Annotated in this window: 21 protein-coding genes; 6 read left to right on the top strand and 15 right to left on the bottom strand. The window is 54.6% G+C overall.

What is annotated here, in order from left to right; genetic code table 11:
• The 8 genes from rffA to trxA all read right to left on the bottom strand — a co-directional run bounded on the left by rffA (position 1) and on the right by trxA (position 8,592).
• Positions 1-1,131, bottom strand: coding sequence for a dTDP-4-amino-4,6-dideoxygalactose transaminase (rffA, locus tag ACOTXC_RS19315; RefSeq protein ID WP_421767910.1), 1,131 nt, complete (start codon positions 1,129-1,131; stop codon positions 1-3).
• A gap of 4 nt (positions 1,132-1,135) precedes the next feature.
• Positions 1,136-1,813, bottom strand: a complete 678-nt coding sequence (gene rffC, locus ACOTXC_RS19310; protein ID WP_046621722.1) for a dTDP-4-amino-4,6-dideoxy-D-galactose acyltransferase — start codon at positions 1,811-1,813, stop codon at positions 1,136-1,138.
• On the bottom strand, positions 1,810-3,072 hold the full coding sequence (wecC, locus tag ACOTXC_RS19305) for a UDP-N-acetyl-D-mannosamine dehydrogenase (RefSeq protein WP_421767909.1): 1,263 nt from the start codon (positions 3,070-3,072) through the stop codon (positions 1,810-1,812). Before wecC ends, rffC begins: the two co-directional genes overlap by 4 nt.
• The gene (gene wecB, locus ACOTXC_RS19300; RefSeq protein ID WP_032622055.1) at positions 3,069-4,199 is read right to left on the bottom strand and encodes a non-hydrolyzing UDP-N-acetylglucosamine 2-epimerase; all 1,131 of its coding nucleotides are present in this window, start codon (positions 4,197-4,199) and stop codon (positions 3,069-3,071) included. Before wecB ends, wecC begins: the two co-directional genes overlap by 4 nt.
• A 56-nt stretch (positions 4,200-4,255) precedes the next feature.
• The gene (gene wzzE, locus ACOTXC_RS19295) at positions 4,256-5,302 is read right to left on the bottom strand and encodes an ECA polysaccharide chain length modulation protein (RefSeq protein WP_022646646.1); all 1,047 of its coding nucleotides are present in this window, start codon (positions 5,300-5,302) and stop codon (positions 4,256-4,258) included.
• Positions 5,303-5,315: 13 nt separating this feature from the next.
• Positions 5,316-6,419: a UDP-N-acetylglucosamine--undecaprenyl-phosphate N-acetylglucosaminephosphotransferase gene (gene wecA, locus ACOTXC_RS19290; protein ID WP_001050933.1), complete on the bottom strand. Its 1,104-nt coding sequence runs from the start codon at positions 6,417-6,419 to the stop codon at positions 5,316-5,318.
• A 242-nt stretch (positions 6,420-6,661) separates the two neighbouring features.
• The gene (gene rho / locus ACOTXC_RS19285) at positions 6,662-7,921 is read right to left on the bottom strand and encodes a transcription termination factor Rho (RefSeq protein WP_001054528.1); all 1,260 of its coding nucleotides are present in this window, start codon (positions 7,919-7,921) and stop codon (positions 6,662-6,664) included.
• A gap of 341 nt (positions 7,922-8,262) precedes the next feature.
• Entirely contained in the window at positions 8,263-8,592 is a 330-nt protein-coding gene (trxA, locus tag ACOTXC_RS19280) for a thioredoxin TrxA (protein ID WP_006812392.1), read from the bottom strand.
• A gap of 144 nt (positions 8,593-8,736) precedes the next feature.
• Between trxA and rhlB the strand changes: the two genes are divergently transcribed.
• Together rhlB and gppA are read left to right on the top strand one after the other, a co-directional pair.
• Positions 8,737-10,005: an ATP-dependent RNA helicase RhlB gene (gene rhlB, locus ACOTXC_RS19275; protein WP_022646644.1), complete on the top strand. Its 1,269-nt coding sequence runs from the start codon at positions 8,737-8,739 to the stop codon at positions 10,003-10,005.
• Positions 10,006-10,011: 6 nt separating this feature from the next.
• Positions 10,012-11,496, top strand: a complete 1,485-nt coding sequence (gppA, locus tag ACOTXC_RS19270) for a guanosine-5'-triphosphate,3'-diphosphate diphosphatase (protein ID WP_063200598.1) — start codon at positions 10,012-10,014, stop codon at positions 11,494-11,496.
• Positions 11,497-11,547: 51 nt separating this feature from the next.
• Here gppA and rep read toward each other — a convergent pair whose 3' ends face one another.
• The gene (gene rep / locus ACOTXC_RS19265; protein ID WP_022646642.1) at positions 11,548-13,572 is read right to left on the bottom strand and encodes a DNA helicase Rep; all 2,025 of its coding nucleotides are present in this window, start codon (positions 13,570-13,572) and stop codon (positions 11,548-11,550) included.
• An 85-nt stretch (positions 13,573-13,657) separates the two neighbouring features.
• Between rep and ppiC the strand changes: the two genes are divergently transcribed.
• Positions 13,658-13,939: a peptidylprolyl isomerase PpiC gene (gene ppiC / locus ACOTXC_RS19260; RefSeq protein WP_006812396.1), complete on the top strand. Its 282-nt coding sequence runs from the start codon at positions 13,658-13,660 to the stop codon at positions 13,937-13,939.
• Between the two features lie 54 nt (positions 13,940-13,993).
• On the opposite strand, the gene cysE is transcribed toward ppiC, so the two are convergent.
• From cysE to ACOTXC_RS19235, 5 genes are all read right to left on the bottom strand, one after another.
• Positions 13,994-14,815 carry a serine O-acetyltransferase gene (cysE, locus tag ACOTXC_RS19255; RefSeq protein WP_022646641.1) on the bottom strand — a complete coding sequence of 274 codons (822 nt, stop codon included), beginning with the start codon at positions 14,813-14,815 and terminating at the stop codon, positions 13,994-13,996.
• Positions 14,816-14,890: 75 nt separating this feature from the next.
• Entirely contained in the window at positions 14,891-15,910 is a 1,020-nt protein-coding gene (gene gpsA, locus ACOTXC_RS19250; RefSeq protein ID WP_006812398.1) for an NAD(P)H-dependent glycerol-3-phosphate dehydrogenase, read from the bottom strand.
• Positions 15,910-16,377, bottom strand: a complete 468-nt coding sequence (secB, locus tag ACOTXC_RS19245; RefSeq protein ID WP_003860835.1) for a protein-export chaperone SecB — start codon at positions 16,375-16,377, stop codon at positions 15,910-15,912. The genes gpsA and secB overlap by 1 nt, the downstream gene beginning before the upstream one ends.
• Before the next feature lie 31 nt (positions 16,378-16,408).
• Positions 16,409-16,660: a glutaredoxin 3 gene (gene grxC / locus ACOTXC_RS19240; RefSeq protein ID WP_003860837.1), complete on the bottom strand. Its 252-nt coding sequence runs from the start codon at positions 16,658-16,660 to the stop codon at positions 16,409-16,411.
• Positions 16,661-16,671: 11 nt separating this feature from the next.
• Positions 16,672-17,103 (bottom strand): rhodanese-like domain-containing protein, encoded by a 432-nt coding sequence (locus ACOTXC_RS19235; protein WP_003860840.1) that lies wholly within the window; start codon positions 17,101-17,103, stop codon positions 16,672-16,674.
• 248 nt (positions 17,104-17,351) lie between these two features.
• Between ACOTXC_RS19235 and gpmM the strand changes: the two genes are divergently transcribed.
• From gpmM to ACOTXC_RS19220, 3 genes are read left to right on the top strand one after another with little or no spacing between them, the layout of a single operon-like run.
• A complete protein-coding gene (gpmM, locus tag ACOTXC_RS19230; RefSeq protein WP_017383605.1) occupies positions 17,352-18,896 on the top strand; it encodes a 2,3-bisphosphoglycerate-independent phosphoglycerate mutase in 1,545 nt (514 codons plus the stop codon).
• Between the two features lie 33 nt (positions 18,897-18,929).
• On the top strand, positions 18,930-20,189 hold the full coding sequence (envC, locus tag ACOTXC_RS19225; protein ID WP_260472309.1) for a murein hydrolase activator EnvC: 1,260 nt from the start codon (positions 18,930-18,932) through the stop codon (positions 20,187-20,189).
• 3 nt (positions 20,190-20,192) lie between these two features.
• Complete coding sequence (locus ACOTXC_RS19220; RefSeq protein ID WP_063150581.1) at positions 20,193-21,125, top strand: divergent polysaccharide deacetylase family protein; 933 nt, start codon at positions 20,193-20,195, stop codon at positions 21,123-21,125.
• Between the two features lie 11 nt (positions 21,126-21,136).
• Here the strand turns inward: ACOTXC_RS19220 and ACOTXC_RS19215 are convergent, their stop codons facing one another.
• Positions 21,137-21,937 carry a glycosyltransferase family 2 protein gene (locus tag ACOTXC_RS19215; protein ID WP_126490055.1) on the bottom strand — a complete coding sequence of 267 codons (801 nt, stop codon included), beginning with the start codon at positions 21,935-21,937 and terminating at the stop codon, positions 21,137-21,139.
• Between the last annotated feature and the right edge of the window lie 405 nt (positions 21,938-22,342).

Raw genomic sequence — 22,342 nt, 5'->3', positions numbered from 1 at the left:
TCAGGCGAAATAACTCAGAAGCGAATTGATCACCGTACGCTGGTTCACCGGCGCGAGGTTGTAGAACAGGGGCAGGCGGAGCAGACGTTCGCTCTCTTTGGTGGTGTAGCGGTCTTCACCGGCAAACATCCCGAAGGCTTCGCCAGCCGGGCTGGAGTGCAGCGGAATATAGTGGAATACCGCCATAATTTCCGCCTCCTTCAGCCAGGCAATCAGCTTGCTGCGATCGTTGTTATCGCGCAGCTTGATATAGAACATGTGGGCGTTGTGGATGCAGTCTGCCGGAATAGTCGGCAGTTCAATACGTCCGGCTTTAGCCAGCGACTCCAGCGCGTCGTAGTAGGTTTGCCACAGGGAGAGGCGTTGCAGATTGATTCGCTCTGCCGCTTCCAGCTGCGCCCAGAGATACGCGGCCTGCAAGTCCGCCATCAGGTAGCTTGAGCCGATATCGCGCCAGGTGTATTTATCCACCTGACCGCGGAAGAACTGGCTGCGGTTGGTCCCTTTTTCACGGATCACTTCCGCACGCTCGACAAGGGCACGATCGTTAATCAGCGTCGCGCCGCCTTCGCCGCCTGCGGTGTAGTTTTTGGTTTCGTGGAAGCTAAAGCAGCCGATATGACCGATGGTTCCCAGCGCGCGACCTTTGTAGGTGGACATCACGCCCTGCGCGGCATCTTCCACCACGAACAGGTTGTGCTTTTTGGCGATGGCCATGATGGTGTCCATTTCACAGGCCACGCCCGCGTAATGCACCGGAACAATTGCCCGCGTTTTGTCGGTGATCGCCGCTTCAATCAGCGTTTCGTTGATGTTCATGGTATCCGGACGGATATCCACAAACACGATTTTCGCCCCGCGCAGGACAAACGCGTTCGCCGTGGAGACGAAGGTGTAGCTCGGCATGATCACTTCATCGCCGGGCTGAATATCCAGCAGCAGCGCGGCCATTTCGAGCGATGCGGTACAGGACGGCGTCAGCAGCACCTTGGCACTGTGAAAACGTTGCTCCATCCACTGCTGGCAGCGACGGGTAAAACCACCGTCGCCACAGAGCTTGCCGCTGCCCATAGCCGACTGCATGTAATCAAGTTCAGTGCCCACAACGGGTGGCGCGTTAAATGGAATCATCTTGTCACCTGTATAACCAGTAGGCGGTGGCGTCGATGCTGGCACCACTCGCAATATAACGTTTAAGCGCAGCGGTGTTGCCCATCTGGGTTGCGACCCGCAGCGTCGATACCTGTTGTTGCTCCGCCCAGTGCAGCGCCGCCTGCATGAGTTTTTCGCCCATGCCGCGCCCGGCTAACAAACCGATGCGCGCCTCGTGCTCGTTGAGCCTGCGAAGCGAAACAAAACCCTGAATCTGCCCACCGGCAGTACGGAACACCAGACAGACGTGGTCAAACGTGCCTTTAACCGCATTCTCTATCCACCGGGCATAAAAGCGGCCGCTGTCATCGGGCGCATACCAGGGCGCCCGGAAACGGCTTTGAGCGAAAGCCAGCGCCGCCATCTTGCGCAGCGCGGGGATATCCTGCTCCGTTGCAATTTCCGCGCCCGGTGAGCCGTGGCGGGCCACGGTAACAGAGAGATCAACCTCGCCCTCGACCAGCCGGAATCCGTGCTGCTGGAGCGCGTCCAGCAGATCGGCGCGGTCCGCCGGGATCTTAGCCTGTACGCGCTGCCAGGCGCTGAAGTCTGCGTCCTGCAACGCAGGAGCGTTATCGCGCAGACGCACTATCGCTGAGGGGAGCGAAAAAAATACGCTTTCCCACTCAAGGGACTCCAGCACGCCGTTGAGAGTAATCAACGCCAAACGCCCTTAGTATCAACAATATACTGCTGACGCACGGCATCAGCGGAGACCGCTTTAAACGCATTGTGATCCACCAGCAGCACCAGCACATCCGCCGTCGCCAGCGCGTCATCCAGTGCGGTAAGGGTGCAGTGACCGGCAAGTTTTGCCGGCAACGCATGAATATTCGGCTCAACCACCAGCGTTTCACCGGTGTGCCAGGCTGCGATCGTTTCGGCAATTTCCATTGCCGGGCTTTCGCGCAGATCGTCAATATTCGGTTTGAATGCCAGACCAAAGCAGGCAATTTTCAGCTCACTGGCACGTTTGCCGCTGTCGGCGAGGCAATCCGCCACCGTGGCTTTCACCTGGTTGATAACCCAGTGCGGTTTGTGGTCGTTTACTTCGCGCGCGGTGCGAATCAGGCGTGCCTGTTCCGGATTCTGCGCCACGATAAACCACGGATCGACAGCGATACAGTGCCCACCCACACCCGGCCCCGGCTGAAGGATGTTCACGCGTGGGTGACGATTGGCAAGGCGAACAAGTTCCCAGACGTTAATCCCCTGATCGGCGCAAATCAACGACAGTTCATTCGCAAATGCAATGTTAACATCGCGGAAGCTGTTTTCGGTCAGTTTGCACATCTCGGCGGTACGGGAGTTGGTCACCACGCATTCGCCTTCAAGGAAGATCTTATACAGCTCGCTGGCGCGCGCGGAGCAGACTGGGGTCATGCCGCCAATCACGCGGTCATTTTTAATCAGTTCCACCATCACCTGGCCTGGCAGTACGCGCTCAGGGCAGTAGGCGATGTTGATATCGGCCTGGTCGCCCGCCTGCTGGGGGAAGCTGAGATCGGGACGCGCCTCGGCCAGCCACTGTGCCATCTGCTCGGTTGCCCCAACAGGTGAAGTGGACTCAAGAATAACCAGTGCCCCTTTCTTCAGCACAGGCGCAATGGATTTTGCCGCCGCCTCGACGTAAACCATGTCAGGTTCATGATCGCCTTTAAAGGGCGTTGGAACCGCAATCAGGTACGCATCGGCTTCTACCGGCGTGGTGCTGGCGCGCAGGAAGCCATCGTCCACCGCCTTTTTCACCACACGATCGAGATCGGGCTCCACGATATGAATTTCGCCACGGTTGATGGTTTCTACCGCATGCGCGTTGATATCTACGCCAATAACCTGCTTTTGACGAGAGGCAAAGGCCGCCGCAGTAGGCAGCCCGATATAGCCGAGACCAACAACAGAGATGGTAGTAAAACTCATAGCGTTACCCGATTGTGTTTAAGTGCGTGCAAAATACGTCCACAAGCCTGCCCGTCCCCGTACGGGTTATGGGCACGGCTCATCGCCTGATACTCTTCTTCGTCATGCAGTAAGCGCGTGACCTCTTCGACAATACGACGCGGATCCGTTCCCACCAGACGCACGGTACCGGCAGTGACCGCTTCCGGACGTTCAGTGGTTTCGCGCATCACCAGTACCGGCTTACCGAGGGAAGGCGCCTCTTCCTGAATGCCGCCAGAATCGGTCAGGATCAGCCAGGCGTGGTTCATCAGCCAGACAAATGGCAGATAGTCCTGCGGCTCTATCAGGAGCACGTTTTCCACGTGGCCCAGGATACGGTTGACCGGTTCGCTGACGTTAGGGTTAAGGTGCACCGGATAGACAATCTGCACATCCTCATTCTGCGCGGCGATTTCAGCCAGCGCGTGGCAGATTTGCTCAAAGCCACGGCCAAAACTTTCGCGGCGGTGTCCCGTCACCAGAATCGTTTTCTTGCCGTTGTTCAGGAACGGATAGCGCGCAGCGAGTTCTGCCTGAAGCTCGCTGTTAGCCAGCACGCGGTCACGCACCCAAATCAGCGCATCAATGACCGTATTGCCGGTAACGAAGATTTTGCTGTCGCTGATATTTTCGCGCAGCAGGTTCTGACGTGAGTTCTCGGTTGGCGCAAAATGGTACATCGCCAGGTGACCGGTGAGCGTACGGTTGGCCTCTTCCGGCCACGGGGAATAAAGATTGCCGGTACGCAGTCCCGCTTCGACATGGCCAACAGGGATACGCTGATAGAACGCGGCCAGGCTGGTCGCCACGGTGGTGGTGGTGTCGCCGTGCACCAGCACTACATCCGGCTTGAACGACTCCAGAATAGGCTTTAATTCTTGCAGAATACGGCAGGTGATTTCCGTCAGTCCCTGTCCCGGTTTCATTATATTGAGATCGTAATCCGGGACGATAGAAAAGAGGGTTAAGACCTGATCGAGCATCTCACGGTGCTGGGCAGTCACGCACACTTTCGCTTCAATATCAGGATCTCTGGCCAGCGCATGAACCAGAGGCGCCATCTTGATGGCCTCCGGCCTGGTGCCAAATACGGTTAGTACTTTCACATCGATTCTCTTCGATTAGACGATGAAGGCCGCAGCCTTCATCGTAGACGGCGTTCTTAGTTTGTGCGGCGACGCAATAACGCTACGCCAGCGCCAGTCAGTGCGCCCACAATCCCCCACATGATCATCAGGAATGCGCGACGCGGACTATCGCGTTTTACAGGCTCTTCAGGCGTTCTTAAATAACGATAGGTCTGAAAACGCGGGTCCAGCGTTGGACCGACGTTGAGCGTATTGAGCATGGCGCGGTTTTGGTCGTAATCAAGGTCAAAGTCAGGGCCAACGGCCTGGATATTTTCCAGACGTGCCTGAAGCATTGGGCGACCAAGAAGGAACATTTCTGAATCAGGGAGTTCGTCAGCCGGAACATCCGTTTCGCTACGGGAAATATTGTGCTGTTCCGCAATCTTCAGCGCCTGCTCAATATTATGCACGCGACGGGCGAAGATGGCCTTAGCGACCTCTTCCTGACGTTTGACCTGCGCTTTCATCTGAATAGTACGCGCAGCCCAGGCGCCTTTCAGCTCGTCATTCAGATGACTGGCCGCACGCTGGCTGGCAAAAGCAACGTACTGACGCAACAGGTTATTGGCGTCCGGCGCCGTTTCCGCAATCAGCTTCACGCTGTCGCTAACGTTACGGAGCACATCGCCAGGCATAAACTGAATGTTGTTGATTAAATCATCCAGCAGCGCGGCATCCGCTTTGCTGTTACCGACCATGCGCTGCTTGTAGTAGTCTGTCTGGGACCAGAAATCGCGACGTGTATCCCACGACGCCAGCTGCATCACAAACTCTTTGTAGGACTCATCCATCACCGAGGCCTGATCCGGGGTCGCCAGATTGGCCTTGATATCAAGATTACGCAGGAATTGCTGCTGGGAGTAGTAGCCTCCAAGCATATTCACCGTTGGTCGGTCTGTGATCGCCGTGGCGCTCCACTCTTGTTTCGCAAAGAAGGTGTAGGCAAGCGCTAACAGCGCGAACCCCAGGCCAATCCCCACAATCCACAGTTTGCCCTGCCATAACACTCGAAACAAACCACGAATATCCAGCTCGTTCTCAGTGCCCACTGATTTCGCTCCCGCCAACGGTTGAGTCATCATAGTCCCGGTTTTACTTAGTTAATGTTGTGTTTTTGCCACTGTTCCGACGCATCCTGCGTTTTAAACGTTTAATAAAACGCGCAACTTTCCATGCACGCTTGATGCAGTAACCGTACATGAAAAATGCTAGCAAGAATAATACCAACATTACCCATTCAGGAATGAAATGAGCGTATTCCGCGGCAACGCCAATCGCAGCCAGAATAGCAGCCGCTAGCGTAATCAGCACAAACGCCTGACGAGACGTGAAGCCGGCGCGCATAATCAGATGATGAATATGCTGCCGATCGGGAGAAAACGGGCTCATCCCTTTACGTAGACGACGGTACATAATAGCGACCATGTCCATCAGCGGGATGGCGATAATCCAGAGAGCCGTTACCGGGCTGATAGGGTGCGTTTTACCCTGCGTGGTCTCCAGCAGGACCCAGATCACCGTAAAGCCAATCAGGGTACTGCCCGCATCGCCCATAAAGACTTTATAGCGACGCCCTAACACACCCAGGTTCAGGCAGATGTAAGGCAGAATGGCGGCAATCATGGCAAAACACCACATTGACAAGCTGTACTGGCCGTCAAACCATAAAATGATGCCGATTGCGCCAAACGAAACAGAGGACAGCCCACCGAGCAGACCGTCTATGCCATCAACCATGTTAAAGGCGTTGATAGCCGCCCACACGGCAAACAGCGTGAGGAAGAAGCCGAACGGCCCAAGCACCAGCTCCCAGGGACCAAACACGTAGCCCAGGCTTCTGAGATAGAGGCCGCCCACCACCATCATAATGATGCCAATGGCCGCCTGCACCGTCGCGCGGAACTTCACGCTGATATCAAAACGATCATCAAGGGCGCCGACCAGTACCAGCACACCGGCACATGCCAGGTAGAGTGCGGCATGGGGGATATAGTAATCCGCGATCCCGAATGTGAAACAGATGCCTGCGTATACCGAAATGCCGCCCACCAGCGGAATAAGCCCCTGATGACGTTTACGGAAATTCGGTTTGTCCACTAACCCAATTCTTTTTGCTACCTTGCGCGCAATGAACAAAAAACAGGTTGTGAATAAAAAAATACTGATCAGCTCAGTTACTGCAGTGAGTAGATTCACAATGGATTGCTCTCAACAAATGTTAGTCCCGGAAGTATAACCATGAAGCCTCTGCCTCAGAAGGATTAAAGAAGGCTTATCACAACTCCCTTTGTATGTTTTTCAATCAATTATTTCTTTGACTGTGCAAACCTTCTTATTGTCGCACCGACCGGTCAAAATTGGGAGTGTGTGGTAATAGCGTATAGTCCATAAATAAAAAACGCCACGTAAAAACGTGGCGTTTACTGGGATTATTTGCGTTACGAGCGTTTCATCATGTCGAAGAAATCGTCGTTCGTTTTAGTCATCGCCAGTTTGTTAATGAGGAATTCCATTGCGTCGATTTCGCCCATTGGATGGATGATTTTGCGCAGGATCCACATTTTCTGCAGCTCTTCCTGAGTGGTAAGCAGCTCTTCTTTACGGGTACCGGAACGGTTGTAGTCAATCGCCGGGAAGACGCGTTTTTCTGCGATTTTACGAGAAAGGTGCAGTTCCATGTTGCCTGTACCTTTAAACTCTTCGTAGATAACTTCGTCCATTTTGGAGCCGGTATCGATCAGCGCCGTCGCGATAATGGTCAGGCTACCGCCCTCTTCCACGTTACGCGCCGCACCGAAGAAACGCTTCGGACGATGCAGGGCGTTGGCATCCACACCACCGGTCAGTACTTTACCGGAAGCCGGCACCACGGTGTTGTAGGCACGCGCCAGACGGGTAATGGAATCGAGCAGGATGATCACGTCTTTCTTGTGCTCAACCAGGCGTTTCGCCTTCTCGATAACCATTTCCGCAACCTGAACGTGGCGGGAAGCAGGCTCGTCGAAGGTTGACGCAACCACTTCCCCTTTCACCAGACGCTGCATCTCGGTCACTTCTTCCGGACGTTCGTCAATCAGCAGCACCATCAGCACACAGTCTGGATGGTTGTAAGCAATGCTCTGCGCGATGTTTTGCAGCAGCATGGTTTTACCGGCTTTCGGTGGTGCCACAATCAGACCACGCTGGCCACGACCAATTGGCGATGCCAGATCCAGCACACGAGCGGTTAAGTCTTCAGTAGACCCGTTACCACGCTCCATACGCAGACGAGAGTTCGCGTGCAGCGGCGTTAAGTTCTCGAACAGGATCTTATTGCGGGAGTTTTCCGGTTTGTCGTAGTTGACTTCATTAACCTTCAACAGCGCAAAGTAGCGTTCACCCTCTTTTGGAGGACGAATCTTACCTGAAATGGTGTCACCAGTGCGGAGGTTGAAACGGCGGATTTGGCTAGGGGATACGTAGATGTCGTCAGGGCCGGCGAGGTAGGAGCTGTCTGCAGAGCGGAGGAAACCAAATCCGTCTTGCAGTATCTCCAGCACACCGTCGCCAAAGATATCTTCGCCACTCTTAGCGTGTTGCTTCAGGATGGCGAAAATGATGTCCTGCTTGCGCATACGAGCCTGGTTTTCCAGTCCCATATTTTCGCCGAGAGTGATCAGCTCAGAAACCGGCGTATTCTTTAATTCGGTAAGATTCATAATGGTGTGGGTTCTTAAACTCGGGGTGATTCTCGAACTTAATGTTGTGAATGGTATGGCAGGGTCATCCATGCCTGTTTAGCGGCCATCACCTCATGTCTGTTCGCTGTCTGGTCACAGGGAAAGAACGCAGAACTGAAACGACAAGACGGATTGAGTGACAAGCCCGGAATCTAGCAACTTCACGCACTGTTTAAGTTAACAACGGGAAGTATCGGGTAAAACAAGATTCAAACAACAAGATATGTTTAAAACGTAGTCATAGCTAACTTAGCACGACTAAAGCCGGGCGTCCAGAGCTCACCATTAATTAGGCGCTCTGGACGCTCAGCGGAGAAACCTTACGCCAGGTTAGCGTCCAGGAACTCTTTCAGTTGACCTTTGGACAGTGCGCCCACTTTGGTCGCCGCCACGTCACCGTTCTTGAACAGCAGCAGGGTCGGGATGCCACGGATACCGTATTTTGGCGCGGTGCCCGGGTTCTGGTCGATGTTCAGCTTGGCAACGGTCAGTTTGCCCTGATATTCGTCAGCGATTTCATCCAGAATCGGAGCGATCATTTTGCAAGGACCACACCATTCAGCCCAGAAATCAACGAGGATCAGCCCGTCAGCTTTAAGTACGTCCGTGTCAAAACTGTCGTCAGTCAGGTGAATAATTTTATCGCTCATATATAACTCCACAGGAATAAGCCTGGTACGTTGGTTTTGTCTCCACCAACGACGTGTTGATGTCGCATTAACCAACTAAAGGTTGACTTTATTTCACCGGATACGCTTTCGTAAAGCAATAGTAAGCTGATATTCTACCACACTATGAGCAAAACACATTTAACAGAACAGAAGTTTTCCGACTTCGCCCTGCACCCAAAGGTGATCGAAGCCCTTGAAACTAAAGGGTTTCATAACTGCACGCCCATTCAGGCTCTCGCCCTGCCGCTGACGCTGGCCGGTCGTGATGTTGCAGGGCAGGCGCAAACCGGTACTGGCAAAACGATGGCGTTTTTAACGTCAACGTTTCATTATTTACTTTCTCACCCAGCGATTGCAGACCGCAAAGTTAACCAGCCGCGCGCGCTAATTATGGCCCCGACGCGAGAACTGGCGGTACAGATCCACGCAGACGCTGAGCCCCTGGCGCAAGCCACTGGCCTGAAACTTGGCCTGGCCTATGGCGGCGACGGCTACGATAAACAGCTGAAAGTGCTGGAAAGCGGCGTGGATATCCTGATTGGGACCACAGGCCGTCTTATCGACTACGCTAAACAGAACCATATCAACCTCGGGGCAATCCAGGTCGTGGTGCTGGATGAAGCAGACCGCATGTACGATCTGGGCTTCATTAAAGACATCCGCTGGCTGTTCCGCCGTATGCCTGCGGCAAACCAGCGTCTGAACATGCTGTTCTCCGCAACCCTGTCATACCGCGTACGTGAACTCGCATTCGAGCAGATGAACAATGCGGAATATGTGGAAGTAGAACCGGAGCAGAAAACCGGGCACCGCATTAAAGAAGAGCTCTTCTATCCTTCTAATGAAGAGAAAATGCGCCTGCTGCAAACCCTGATCGAAGAAGAGTGGCCGGATCGCGCGATCATCTTTGCGAACACTAAACACCGCTGTGAAGATATTTGGGGCCACCTGGCGGCAGATGGTCACCGTGTGGGCCTGCTGACCGGCGACGTGGCGCAGAAAAAACGCCTGCGCATTCTCGACGAATTTACTCGTGGCGACCTTGATATTCTGGTCGCGACCGACGTGGCGGCCCGTGGCCTGCACATTCCAGCCGTGACGCACGTCTTTAACTATGACCTGCCAGATGACTGTGAAGACTATGTACACCGTATCGGTCGTACCGGTCGTGCCGGCGCAAGCGGTCACTCCATCAGCCTTGCATGTGAAGAGTATGCGCTGAACCTTCCGGCCATTGAGACCTATATCGGTCACTCTATTCCACAGAGTAAATACAATCCGGACGCGCTGATGAGCGAACTGCCGCCACCTAAGCGCCTTACCCGTCCACGTACCGGTAATGGCCCGCGTCGTTCCGGCGGTGCGCCGCGTAATCGTCGTCGTTCAGGTTAAAAAATGATGCTCAGTTCCACCTCGCTCTATGCGGCAATTGATCTCGGTTCGAATAGTTTTCATATGCTGGTTGTACGCGAGGTGGCGGGAAGCATACAGACGCTGACGCGCATCAAGCGCAAGGTCCGCCTGGCGGCGGGCCTGAGCAGCGATAATCACCTCTCTCCCGAAGCCATGGAACGTGGCTGGCAGTGTCTGCGCCTCTTTGCAGAGCGTCTGCAGGACATACCGCATGCCCAAATCCGCGTTGTCGCGACCGCGACGCTCCGTCTGGCGGTTAATGCCGTCGATTTTATTGCCAAAGCGCAGGAAATTCTCGGCTGCCCGGTGCAAGTCATCAGCGGTGAAGAAGAAGCGCGTCTGATATATCAGGGCGTGGCGCACACTACCGGGGGCGACGATCGCCGTCTGGTGGTGGATATTGGCGGAGCGAGTACTGAACTGGTGACCGGCACGGGTGCCCAGGCGACCTCGCTGTTCAGTCTGTCGATGGGCTGCGTAACCTGGCTTGAGCGCTACTTTACTGACCGCAATCTCGCGCAAGAAAACTTCGACGAGGCTGAAAATGCCGCGCGTGAAGTGCTGCGTCCGGTCATGGACGAACTGCGCTACCACGGCTGGAAAGTGTGTGTTGGGGCGTCAGGAACTGTACAGGCGTTGCAGGAAATCATGATGGCGCAGGGGATGGATGAGCGGATCACGCTTGCTAAACTCCAGCAGCTTAAACAGCGCGCCATTCAATGTGGTCGTCTGGAAGAGCTGGAAATTGAAGGGCTGACGCTCGAACGTGCGCTGGTCTTCCCCAGCGGGCTAGCCATTCTCATCGCCATTTTCACCGAGCTAAACATCCAGTGCATGACCCTGGCAGGCGGCGCACTGCGCGAAGGTCTGGTCTATGGGATGCTGCATCTTTCGGTGGATCAGGACATTCGAAGCCGTACGCTACGTAACGTCCAGCGCCGCTTTATTGTGGATACCGATCAGGCGCAGCGAGTGGGCCAACTGGCATCGCTCTTTGCGGATCAGGTTAAATCACGTTGGGATATCGAACCGTTAAGCCGCGATTTGCTGCTAAGTGCGTGTGCGTTGCATGAAATTGGGCTTAGCGTTGAGTACAAACAAGCGCCGCTACACGCAGCCTGGCTGGTGCGTAATCTCGATTTGCCGGGCTACACTCCCGCGCAGAAAAAATTGCTCGCGACCCTGCTGCTGAATCAAACCAACGCCGTTGACCTCTCTTCACTCCATCAGCAAAACGCTGTACCGCCGCGCGTGGCCGAACATCTCTGCCGCTTACTTCGTCTGGCGATTCTGTTTGCCAGCCGGCGTCGCGACGATCTCCTCCCGGCCATTACGCTGGTGGCAGACGATGAAAAACTGACGCTGACGCTGCCGGAAAATTGGCTAGAAGATCATCCACTTGGAGCAGAGTTGATCGAGCAGGAGTGCCAGTGGCAGAGCTATGTGCACTGGGCGCTTGATGTGAAGTGACCCTTGAAGCGTGCCGGGGGGCGGCTTCGCCTTACCCGGCCTACAAAATTGTTATCCTTTCTCTTTGGCTTTCGCCAGCATGGCGCGTATGTTCGCCACGTTGGCTTGCCCCTTGTGCATCCGCTCTTCAGCGGTAATAGCTTTACGCTCCTGCTCCCAGATAAGATCGTCCTGAGGCAACTCCAGCAGGAAACGGCTCGGCTCCGGGCGCACCAGCTCACCATACTGACGGCGCTCTTTGCACAGCGTAAACGTCAGCTCTTTCTGCGCACGGGTGATCCCCACGTAGGCCAGACGGCGCTCTTCGTCGACGTTATCTTCATCAATGCTGCTCTGGTGCGGCAGCAGGCCCTCTTCCATCCCCACCAGATAGACATACGGGAACTCCAGCCCTTTCGAGGCATGCAACGTCATCAGCTGGACCTGATCGGCTTCTTCTTCACTCTCGCCGCGCTCCATCATATCGCGCAGCGTGAAGCGGGTGACCACCTGCGTCAGGGTCATCGGCTCGTCAATCTCAGATCCTTCAAGCATTTCGGTCATCCAGCTGAAGAGCTGGTTAACGTTTTTCATGCGCATTTCTGCCGCTTTCGGGCTGGCGGAGGTTTCATACAACCAGGATTCGTAATCAATGCCGTGGATCAGGTCGCGTACTGCCGCCACGGGTTCGCGCTCTGCCAGACGCTGCACCTCACCCAGCCAGTGGGTAAATCGGGTTAAGGCGTCATAGCCGCGCCCGGTCAGGGTCTGGCTCAGCCCCATATCGAAGCTGGCGGTGAACAGACTTTTGTTGCGGGTCATCGCCCATTCACCCAGCTTTTGCAGCGTCGCAGAGCCAATCTCGCGCTTCGGCGTATTTACAATGCGCAGGAAAGCGCTGTCGTCATCCGGGTTGGTCAGCACGCGCAGATAGGCCAGCAGATCCTTGATTTCCGGACGCGAAAAGAACGACGTACCGCCGGAGATTTTGTAGGGGATGCGGTTCTGCATTAGCATCTTTTCAAAGACGCGCGACTGGTGGTTTCCGCGATAGAGGATCGCGTAATCCTTGTATTCAGTTTTGTTGACGAAGTGATGGGCAATCAGCTCGCCGGTTACGCGCTCCGCTTCGTGCTCTTCGTTATTGGCGCTAAGGACTTTCAGCTCGGTCCCGTAACCCAGTTCAGAGAACAGGCGCTTCTCAAAGACGTGCGGGTTGTTGGCAATCAGGATGTTCGCCGCCTTCAGGATACGCCCGGAAGAACGGTAGTTCTGCTCCAGTTTAATCACCTGCAACGCCGGGAAGTCTTTGCTCAGCAGCACCAGGTTTTGCGGACGTGCGCCACGCCAGGAGTAAATCGACTGATCGTCATCGCCTACAACGGTAAAACGCGCGCGCTGTCCTACCAGCAGCTTCACCAGCTCGTACTGGCTGGTGTTGGTATCCTGATATTCATCCACCAGCAGGTAACGAATTTTGTTCTGCCAGCGCTCGCGCACCTCTTCATTCCGCTGAAGCAGCAGCGTCGGCAGCAGGATCAGATCGTCGAAATCCAGTACGTTGCAGGCTTTCATATGCGCGTCGTACAGGCCATAGCAGTGGGCAAAGATGCGGTCACGCTCGCCTTTGGCACTTGCCGCAGCCTGGGCCGGCGTCATCAGATCGTTTTTCCAGTTCGAGATCGTCGAGATCAGCTGTTGCAACAGCACTTTGTCATCTTCGATCAGCCCTTCCGTCAGCTCTTTGAGCAGCGCCACCTGGTCGGTGTCATCAAAGAGCGAAAAGTTGGACTTCATTCCCAGCGCCGCGTATTCGCGCTTGATGATATCCAGACCCAGCGTGTGGAAGGTGGAGATCATCAGCCCGCGCGCCTCTTTACGGCCCAGCGTCTGGCCGACGCGCTCTTTCATCTCACGCGCCGCTTTGTTGGTAAAGGTGACCGCCGCGATATGGCGCGCCTGGTATCCACAACCCCGAATTAAGTGGGCGATTTTGTTGGTGATCACGCGTGTTTTACCGGATCCCGCTCCCGCCAGCACCAGGCAGGGTCCGGTGACGAATTCGACAGCTTGTTGTTGTCCGGGGTTTAAACGCATAAATGATCACTCAATGAAAGTCGGGAGAGGAGGAAAAACGCGTGGTAGTATACCGATCGTAAACTCGTTGACTCAAGGCACGATCATGGCAAAAACAGCAGCAGCACTCCATATCCTTGTTAAAGAAGAAAAACTGGCACAGGATCTGCTCGAACAGATTAAAAACGGCGCCGACTTCGGCAAACTGGCGAAGAAACACTCGATTTGCCCGTCAGGCAAACGCGGTGGTGACTTAGGCGAGTTCCGCCAGGGCCAGATGGTTCCGGCGTTTGATAAAGTGGTCTTCTCCTGCCCGGTGCTGGAGCCAACCGGCCCACTGCATACGCAGTTCGGCTATCACATTATCAAAGTGTTATACCGCAACTAATCAAAAGCCCGGTGCATTAACTCACCGGGCTTTTTTATTTGAGTGTTCCAGCGTTCAGATACCGTCGCCGTATTCGAAGGTGTGGTGAATACCGTTAAAGTGCTGATCCATATCCATCGACGGTTTATCGCTGTCTGGCTTACCGACAATGCGCGCCGGGACGCCAGCGGCGGTGGTGTGCGGCGGTACAGGCTGGAGCACAACCGATCCCGCACCAATCTTTGCGCCGCGTCCGACTTCAATATTGCCAAGGATTTTAGCACCCGCGCCAATCATCACCCCTTCACGAATTTTCGGATGGCGATCGCCGCTGGTTTTACCGGTACCGCCCAGCGTAACGGATTGCAGAATCGACACGTCATCTTCGATCACCGCCGTTTCACCGACAACAATGCCGGTGGCGTGATCGAGCATGATCCCGCGGCCAATTTTCGCCGCCGGGTGAATATCGACCTGGAAGGTCACGGAAACCTGGTTTTGCAGGAAGATGGCCAGCGCGCGGCGTCCCTCATTCCATAACCAGTGGCCGATGCGGTACGCCTGTAAGGCGTGGAAGCCTTTGAGATACAGCAGCGGCGTGGAGTATTTATCTACCGCCGGGTCACGCGTGCGCACGGCCTGAATATCGCAGGCGGCAGAAGCAATCATTTCCGGATCGGCAGCGTAGGCCTCTTCCACCACCTCGCGAATAGCGATAGCAGGCATGATAGGGGAAGCCAGTTTATTGGCGAGCATGTAGCTCAGAGCGCTGCCGAGATTTTCGTGCTTGAGTAGCGTCGCGTGATAGAAACTGGCCAGCATGGGCTCACAGTCGGCCAACGCTCGGGCTTCGGCTTTAATATTATTCCAGACGATATCCAGTTCTTCACACGGCATTGCTTGCTCCAGACGATAGTTAATGACCAGCCAGTTCTGCGCTGGCTGGGTCATTCAGGTGACGATACTTCCCGGCTAATTGCTGCTGCGCTCGTCCTTGCGCGCACGACCTAATAAGGTCAATGCTGCCTCGCGCGCATTTTTTCCGCAATACAATACCTGATAAATTTCCTCGGTTATTGGCATTTCGACACCGAAACGATGCGCCAATTCGCGAACTTCTTTGGTATTGCGATAGCCTTCAACCACCTGACCAATCTTCTCCTGCGCACTTTTTACATCGCTGCCCTGTCCGAGCATCATGCCAAAGCGGCGGTTACGCGACTGGTTGTCGGTGCAGGTCAGCACCAGGTCGCCCAGCCCAGCCATCCCCATAAAGGTGGCCGGATCGGCGCCCAGCGCTTCGCCCAGGCGTGACATTTCGGTCAGGCCACGGGTGATCAGCGCCGTACGCGCATTCGCGCCGAAGCCGATGCCGTCAGACATCCCGGCCCCGATGGCAATGACGTTCTTCACCGCGCCGCCCAGCTGTACGCCGATAAAATCAGGGTTGCTGTACACGCGGAAGCTTTTGCCGCAGTGCAGCAGTTGCTGAAGATCGTCGGAAAATGCCTGGTCGGTGGACGCCAGCGAGATCGCCGTCGGCAAGCCCGCAGCCAGCTCTTTGGCGAATGTCGGCCCGGAGATCACCGCCAGCGGGATCGCTGTTCCCAGCGCTTCGCGGGCAACGTCCTGCAACAGACGTCCGGTTTCCGCTTCCAGCCCTTTCGTCGCCCACACAATACGCGCATCCGCACGCATCAGCGGCTTAATCTGACGCAGGACTTCGCCAAACACATGGCTTGGCACCACAATCAAAATATTGCGGCTGGCCGCCAGCGCGGTCGCGAGGTCGCTTTCCAGATACAGTGAGTCAGGGAACGGAACGTCCGGGAGAAACGCCACGTTGCAGCGGTCGTGTTGCAACGTCGCGATATGTTTTGGATCGTGGCCCCACAGGACCACGTCGTGACCATTTCTTGCCAGTGTGATGGCAAGAGCGGTGCCGTAAGAGCCGGCACCGATCACAGTCATTGACGCATTAACAGTGCTCATCAGGCATCCTGATGTTGTTCGGCACCTTCGCCAGCCTGCTGCTGTAGATAGTTCATAAACAGCGCATCAAAGTTGACTGGCGCAAGGTTCAGTTGCGGGAATGTACCGCGAGAAACCAGGCTGGTGATGCATTCACGCGCATACGGGAACAGGATGTTCGGGCAGTATGCACCCAGGCAATGCGCCATCTGGTTACCTTCGATGCCGCCGATAGAGAAGATACCGCCCTGCTGGACTTCGCACAGGAATGCAGTTTCTTCGCCCAGGGAGGCGGTCACGGTGACACGCAGTACGACTTCATACACGTCATCCGCCAGTTGGGTGGATGCGGTATCCAGATCAAGTTTAACCTCTGGCTGCCAGTCTTTCTGGAAAACGTGCGGCGCATTTGGCGCTTCGAAAGAGACATCCTTGGTGTAGATGCGCTGGATCTGGAAAGTCATCTCGGTGTTGTTTTGTTCTGACATGGAAAAACCCTTTTTAATTGTCCTAAAGTCTCTAGCTCAGCAGCGGATCGAGTCCACCGCGGGCGTCGAGCGCATACAAGTCATCACAGCCGCCAATGTGCTGCGCATCAATAAAAATCTGTGGAACCGTTGTGCGACCACTGCGTTGGATCATCTCTTCGCGTTTAATCGCGTCACCATCAATCGGCAGTTCCTTAAACGTTACGCCTTTGCTGGACAGCAGCGCTTTCGCTCGGTGGCAGAACGGGCACGTTGCTTTGGTGTAGATCTCAATATTGGCCATCACTTAACTCCTTATTTACCGCGCACTAAAGGAAGATTCTCCCCGCTCCAGCCGGAGATGCCTTCTTTCAGCACCGTTACGTTTTCAAAGCCTGCTTTATGCAGTGCGTTGGCAGATTCCTGCGCCTGCATGCCAGTGCCGTCAACAACAATAATCGGCTGGGCTTTATGCTTCTCCAGCTCACCAATGTTGTTCGCTTTAATTTCCGCTGGCAGCAGGTTGATAGCACCTGCAATATGGCCCTTGCGGAAATCGTCGCGCTGACGCAGATCGACAACCACGGCGTCCTCTTTGTTGATCAGACGTGTCGCTTCACCGCGGGTGATCACCTTAATTTTAGACGTCAGTCCCTTAAATGTGGTGAACAGTACAGCGACCAGCAGGCCAATCCACGCGATGCTCAGAACCGGGTGGCGGCTAACGAATTGCATAATTTCTTGCATGGGGGGTAACAACTCCCGACTAAGTGATTAAAAAAACCAGGACAGGAGTATACCTGTGCGCTGTGGCAAATACAGCCAGCGACATAAAGCTAATCTATTTTCTGCGGCATGCCACGTAAAAAAAGCCTCAAAATGGCCTGAGAACAGCCTTGCCCCCGCGCTTTCTTTGATCTTCTGCGGCTATTTTATCGATTCAGCTGTAGTAAAATTACGCAAATTTTTTGTCTCTTGAGCATGAGGTTGTCGCAATGTCGGTTTCTAAAAAACCTATGGTACTGGTGATTCTGGATGGCTATGGCTACCGTGAAGATCAACAGGATAACGCCATTTTCAACGCCAAAACCCCGGTTATGGATGCGCTATGGGCAAAACGTCCCCACACCCTGATTGATGCGTCTGGTCTGGAAGTCGGCCTGCCGGATCGTCAGATGGGCAACTCTGAAGTGGGTCACGTTAACCTGGGCGCAGGCCGTATCGTTTATCAGGACCTGACGCGCCTGGACGTTGAAATCAAAGAACGTACATTCTTTGCCAACCCAACGCTCACCGGAGCGGTAGATAAAGCCGTTGCCGCAGGCAAGGCCGTGCACATTATGGGCCTGCTCTCTGCAGGCGGCGTGCACAGCCACGAAGATCACATCATGGCGATGGTTGAACTGGCCGCCGAGCGCGGTGCGGAAAAAATCTATCTGCACGCCTTCCTGGATGGTCGCGATACGCCGCCACGCAGCGCAAAAGGTTCTCTGAAAGCCTTTGAAGATAAATTTGCCGCACTGGGCAAAGGCCGCGTGGCATCCATCGTTGGTCGTTACTATGCCATGGACCGCGACAACCGCTGGGACCGCGTTGAGCAAGCCTATGATCTGCTGACCCTGGCAAAAGGCGAGTTCCAGTTCCCGACCGCCGTTGAAGGCCTGGAAGCGGCTTACGCGCGTGATGAAAACGACGAATTTGTGAAGGCAACCGTGATCCGCGCTGAAGGCCAGGCCGATGCCGCTATGGAAGATGGCGATGCGCTGATCTTCATGAACTTCCGTGCTGACCGCGCGCGCGAAATCACCCGCGCCTTCGTCAACAGCGATTTCGACGGTTTCGCCCGTAAGAAAGTGGCGAAGATCGATTTCATCCAGTTGACCGAGTATGCAGCGGATATCAAAGCCCCATGCGCGTATCCACCCGCTTCCCTGGAAAATACCTTCGGCGAGTGGATGGCGAAAAACGATAAAACGCAGTTGCGCATCTCCGAAACTGAGAAGTATGCGCACGTGACCTTCTTCTTTAACGGGGGCGTAGAAGAGCCGTTTAAAGGCGAAGACCGCATCCTGATTAACTCACCGAAAGTCGCCACATACGATCTCCAGCCAGAAATGAGCTCTGCGGAGCTGACCGAAAAACTGGTGGCCGCGATCGAAAGCGGTAAATACGACACCATCATCTGTAACTATCCGAATGGCGACATGGTGGGCCACACCGGCGTGATGGAAGCTGCCGTTAAAGCGGTTGAAGCGCTGGACCACTGCGTTGAGCAGGTCGCGAAAGCGGTTGAATCCGTGGGCGGCCAGCTGCTGATCACCGCTGACCACGGTAACGCAGAACAGATGCGTGACCCGGCAACCGGTCAGGCGCATACCGCCCATACCAACCTGCCTGTTCCACTGATTTATGTAGGTGATAAGTCAGTGAAAGCAGTGGAAGGCGGCAAGCTTTCCGACATCGCGCCAACCATGTTGTCGCTGATGGGTATGGAAATCCCTGAAGAGATGACTGGCAAGCCGCTGTTCATCGTGGAATAATCGCTCCCCATGAGGGGAAAGGCGATTTTTTCAATCACATGGGTCGTGAAGCCGTTTCGGTTATCAGTCAGACCTCTGCTTTGCGCCAGCGCACTCAGCGCTGGCGTATTGCTGTGCGCCGCATCTGCCCACGCGGATGACCGCGACCAGCTCAAATCCATTCAGGCCGATATCGCCGCCAAAGAGCGTGTGGTACGCCAGCAGCAGCAGCAGCGCGCTGCCCTGCTTGCCCAGCTTAAAAAGCAGGAAGAGGCTATTTCCGCCGCCGCGCGTAAGCTGCGTGAAACACAAAACACCCTTGCCCAGCTTAATAAGCAAATCGATGAAATGAACGCATCGATTGCGAAACTGGAGCGTCAGCGCGATGCCCAGGAGCGGAACCTTGCTGCACAGCTTGATGCCGCTTTCCGCCAGGGTGAGCACACAGGCCTTCAGTTGATCCTCAGCGGTGAAGAGAGCCAGCGCGGTCAGCGTTTACAGGCCTATTTCGGCTATCTCAACCAGGCTCGTCAGGAGACCATTGCGCAGCTGAAACAGACGCGCGAAGAAGTCACCACGCAAAAAGCCGAGCTGGAAGAGAAGCAGAGCCAGCAGCAAACGCTGCTCTACGATCAGCAGGCGCAGCAGGAGAAGCTTGAGCAGGCGCGCAATGAGCGTAAGAAGACGCTCGCCGGGCTGGAGTCCTCTATCCAGGCAGGACAAAGCCAGCTGAGCGAAATGCGCGCCAACGAATCCAGACTGCGTAACAGCATTGCCCGGGCAGAAGCCGCGGCCAAAGCGCGCGCCGAAAAAGAAGCGCGCGAAGCGCAGGCGGTGCGTAATAAGCAGCAGGAAGCCTCCCGGAAAGGCACCACCTACAAACCGACTGAAAATGAACGTTCCCTGATGTCGCGTACCGGCGGCCTCGGCTCCCCGCGTGGTCAGGCTTACTGGCCCGTTCGCGGTACGATCCTGCATCGCTATGGCGAACAGTTGCAGGGTGAGCTACGTTGGAAGGGGATCGTTATCGGTGCGTCTGAAGGTAGCGAAGTGAAAGCCATCGCCGATGGCCGCGTGATCCTGGCCGACTGGCTACAGGGTTACGGGCTCGTGGTGGTGGTCGAGCACGGTAAAGGCGACATGAGTCTTTACGGCTACAACCAGAGCGCGCTGGTCAGCGTTGGCACTCAGGTGCGCGCGGGTCAACCCATTGCCCTTGTGGGCAGCAGTGGCGGTCAGGGCCGCCCGTCACTCTATTTCGAAATTCGTCGTCAGGGTCAGGCGGTCAATCCACAGCCGTGGTTGGGAAGATAAGTTTTGCTTCAATTTCGTCGAATTGTTTTTTCCGTCGTCAGCGCACTGGCGCTGGCTGCACCGGTTTATGCAGGCAAACTCGCGATTGTGATTGATGACTTCGGTTATCGACCACACTATGAAAATCAGGTGCTGGCGATGCCGTCAGCCATCTCTGTCGCCGTCCTGCCTAATGCGCCTCACGCGCATGAAATGGCGACCAAAGCGCACAATGGCGGCCATCAGGTCCTCATCCATCTGCCGATGGCCCCTCTCAGCAAGCAGCCGCTGGAAAAAGATACCCTGCGTCCGGACATGAGCAGCGACGAGATCGATCGCATCATCCGCGATGCGTACAATAAAGTGCCGTATGCCGTGGGTCTGAATAACCATATGGGCAGCGCGATGACCTCCAGCCTGTACGGTATGCTGAAAGTGATGCAGGCGCTGGAGCGTTACAATCTCTACTTCCTCGACAGCATGACCATCGGCAACAGCCAGGCGATGCGTGCCGCTCAGGGGACGGGTGTAAAAGTCATCAAGCGCAAAGTCTTCCTGGACGACTCCCAGAACGAAGCGGATATCCGCGTGCAGTTCAACCGCGCGGTACAGCTGGCGCGCCGTAACGGTTCGGCGATTGCCATTGGGCATCCGCATCCGTCTACCGTTCGCGTTTTGCAGCAAATGTTGCCGGGCTTACCCGCCGATATCACGCTGGTGCGTCCGAGCGATCTGCTCAATGAACCTCAGGTGGATACTTCCCGTCCGGGTAGCGCGCAACCACCCACAACGCAGCCGCGTAATCCATTCCGCGGCGTGAAGAACTGCTCGCTGAAACAGCCGCCTGAACCGGTCTATGCAACCCGCTTCTTCACGGTGATTGGCGAAAGCATCAGCAGCAGTACGCTGGTTAAATACGTCCAGCAACAGTGGCAGGGTTGGGGAAAAAAAGCCTGATCGGCTAACGCCTATTCTGCCAGATAAGAGTCCGACTGCTCTTTTGCAACGGACTCTTTCTTTTCCCGATCCTGATACCAGGCCTTGAAATACTTCAAAAAACTGTACGTCGTGGCATAAAACCCTGTCACCACACCCACTTTGCCCTGACGCCACGCACCGCTAAACAGATACCATTTGAAAAATGCGCCGATAGCGCTGATCGCGCCGCGACCAAGAGAGGGACGTATCGTCTGATATTGAACCAGGCGAGTGGTATATCCGTTTAATTTATTGAAAAGTTCATGCAGTGAATAAAACGTATCATGTCTGACATAGCCAGGAATACGTTCAGAACGGAGAAAACCTTCAACCTGATCGTCTACTGGCCGGTTATTAAATCGCGACTGCGTACGGTTAAAAAGACGCACCGGATAATCCGGAGATGAGACTGGATAAATCGTTCGGACATTTTCTCCCAGAACAAACCAGTGACGACATATCCGCCACGCCATATCCGATTCGGGTTCATCGCCCATTTTTAATTTTAAAATAGCACCAACGGTTTCTTGATCGAGTATTTCGTCACTGTCCATGCACAGCACCCAGTCGTTGTGCGCATGGGATATGGCATGGTTCATCTGCTCGCCGTGCCAGCTATATTTTTTGAATATGGGCGACAATCCATAACTCTGGCAAATATATATCGTTGCGTCTGTACTTCCGGAATCAACTACAACGAATTCATCCGCTATTTTTAAAAGAGGAGGAATAACATCGTGCAACGTTCTTTCGGAGTTAAACGTTAATAAGCAAACCGTTATTTTAAACATATTCGCACCCTCTCAAAAACAACATAAAATTTTTGCGCTAATACTATCGAATTGAGAAGAGGCGATTAAAGTCTTAAATCGCACTTTTAAAATAAGCGCGTTTAAAACCTTTCCTTATAAAAAGACAAAGAAATACAAAAAATCTATTTTATTTCAGTAAATTCTTTATAATGCGGTCAGATGAAGGGTAGCATACGGATTCAGACATGCCGCAAAAACGTAAAATCCTCCTCCTGGACACAGGCAAAGAATGGGGGGGAGGTACCAACAGTATGCTTGGGAAGGTGCGAATAAGCGGGGAAATTCTTCTCGGCTGACTCAGTCATTTCATTTCTTCATGTTTGAGCCGATTTTTTCTCCCGTAAATGCCTTGAATCAGCCTATTTAGACCGTTTCTTCGCCATT

It is taken from the genome of Enterobacter cloacae complex sp. IR5428 (genome assembly GCF_049238585.1).
GTDB lineage: Bacteria > Pseudomonadota > Gammaproteobacteria > Enterobacterales > Enterobacteriaceae > Enterobacter > Enterobacter intestinihominis.
The sequence above is the reverse complement of the archived record's forward strand: the minus strand, read 5'-3'. Positions and strand labels throughout refer to the sequence as shown.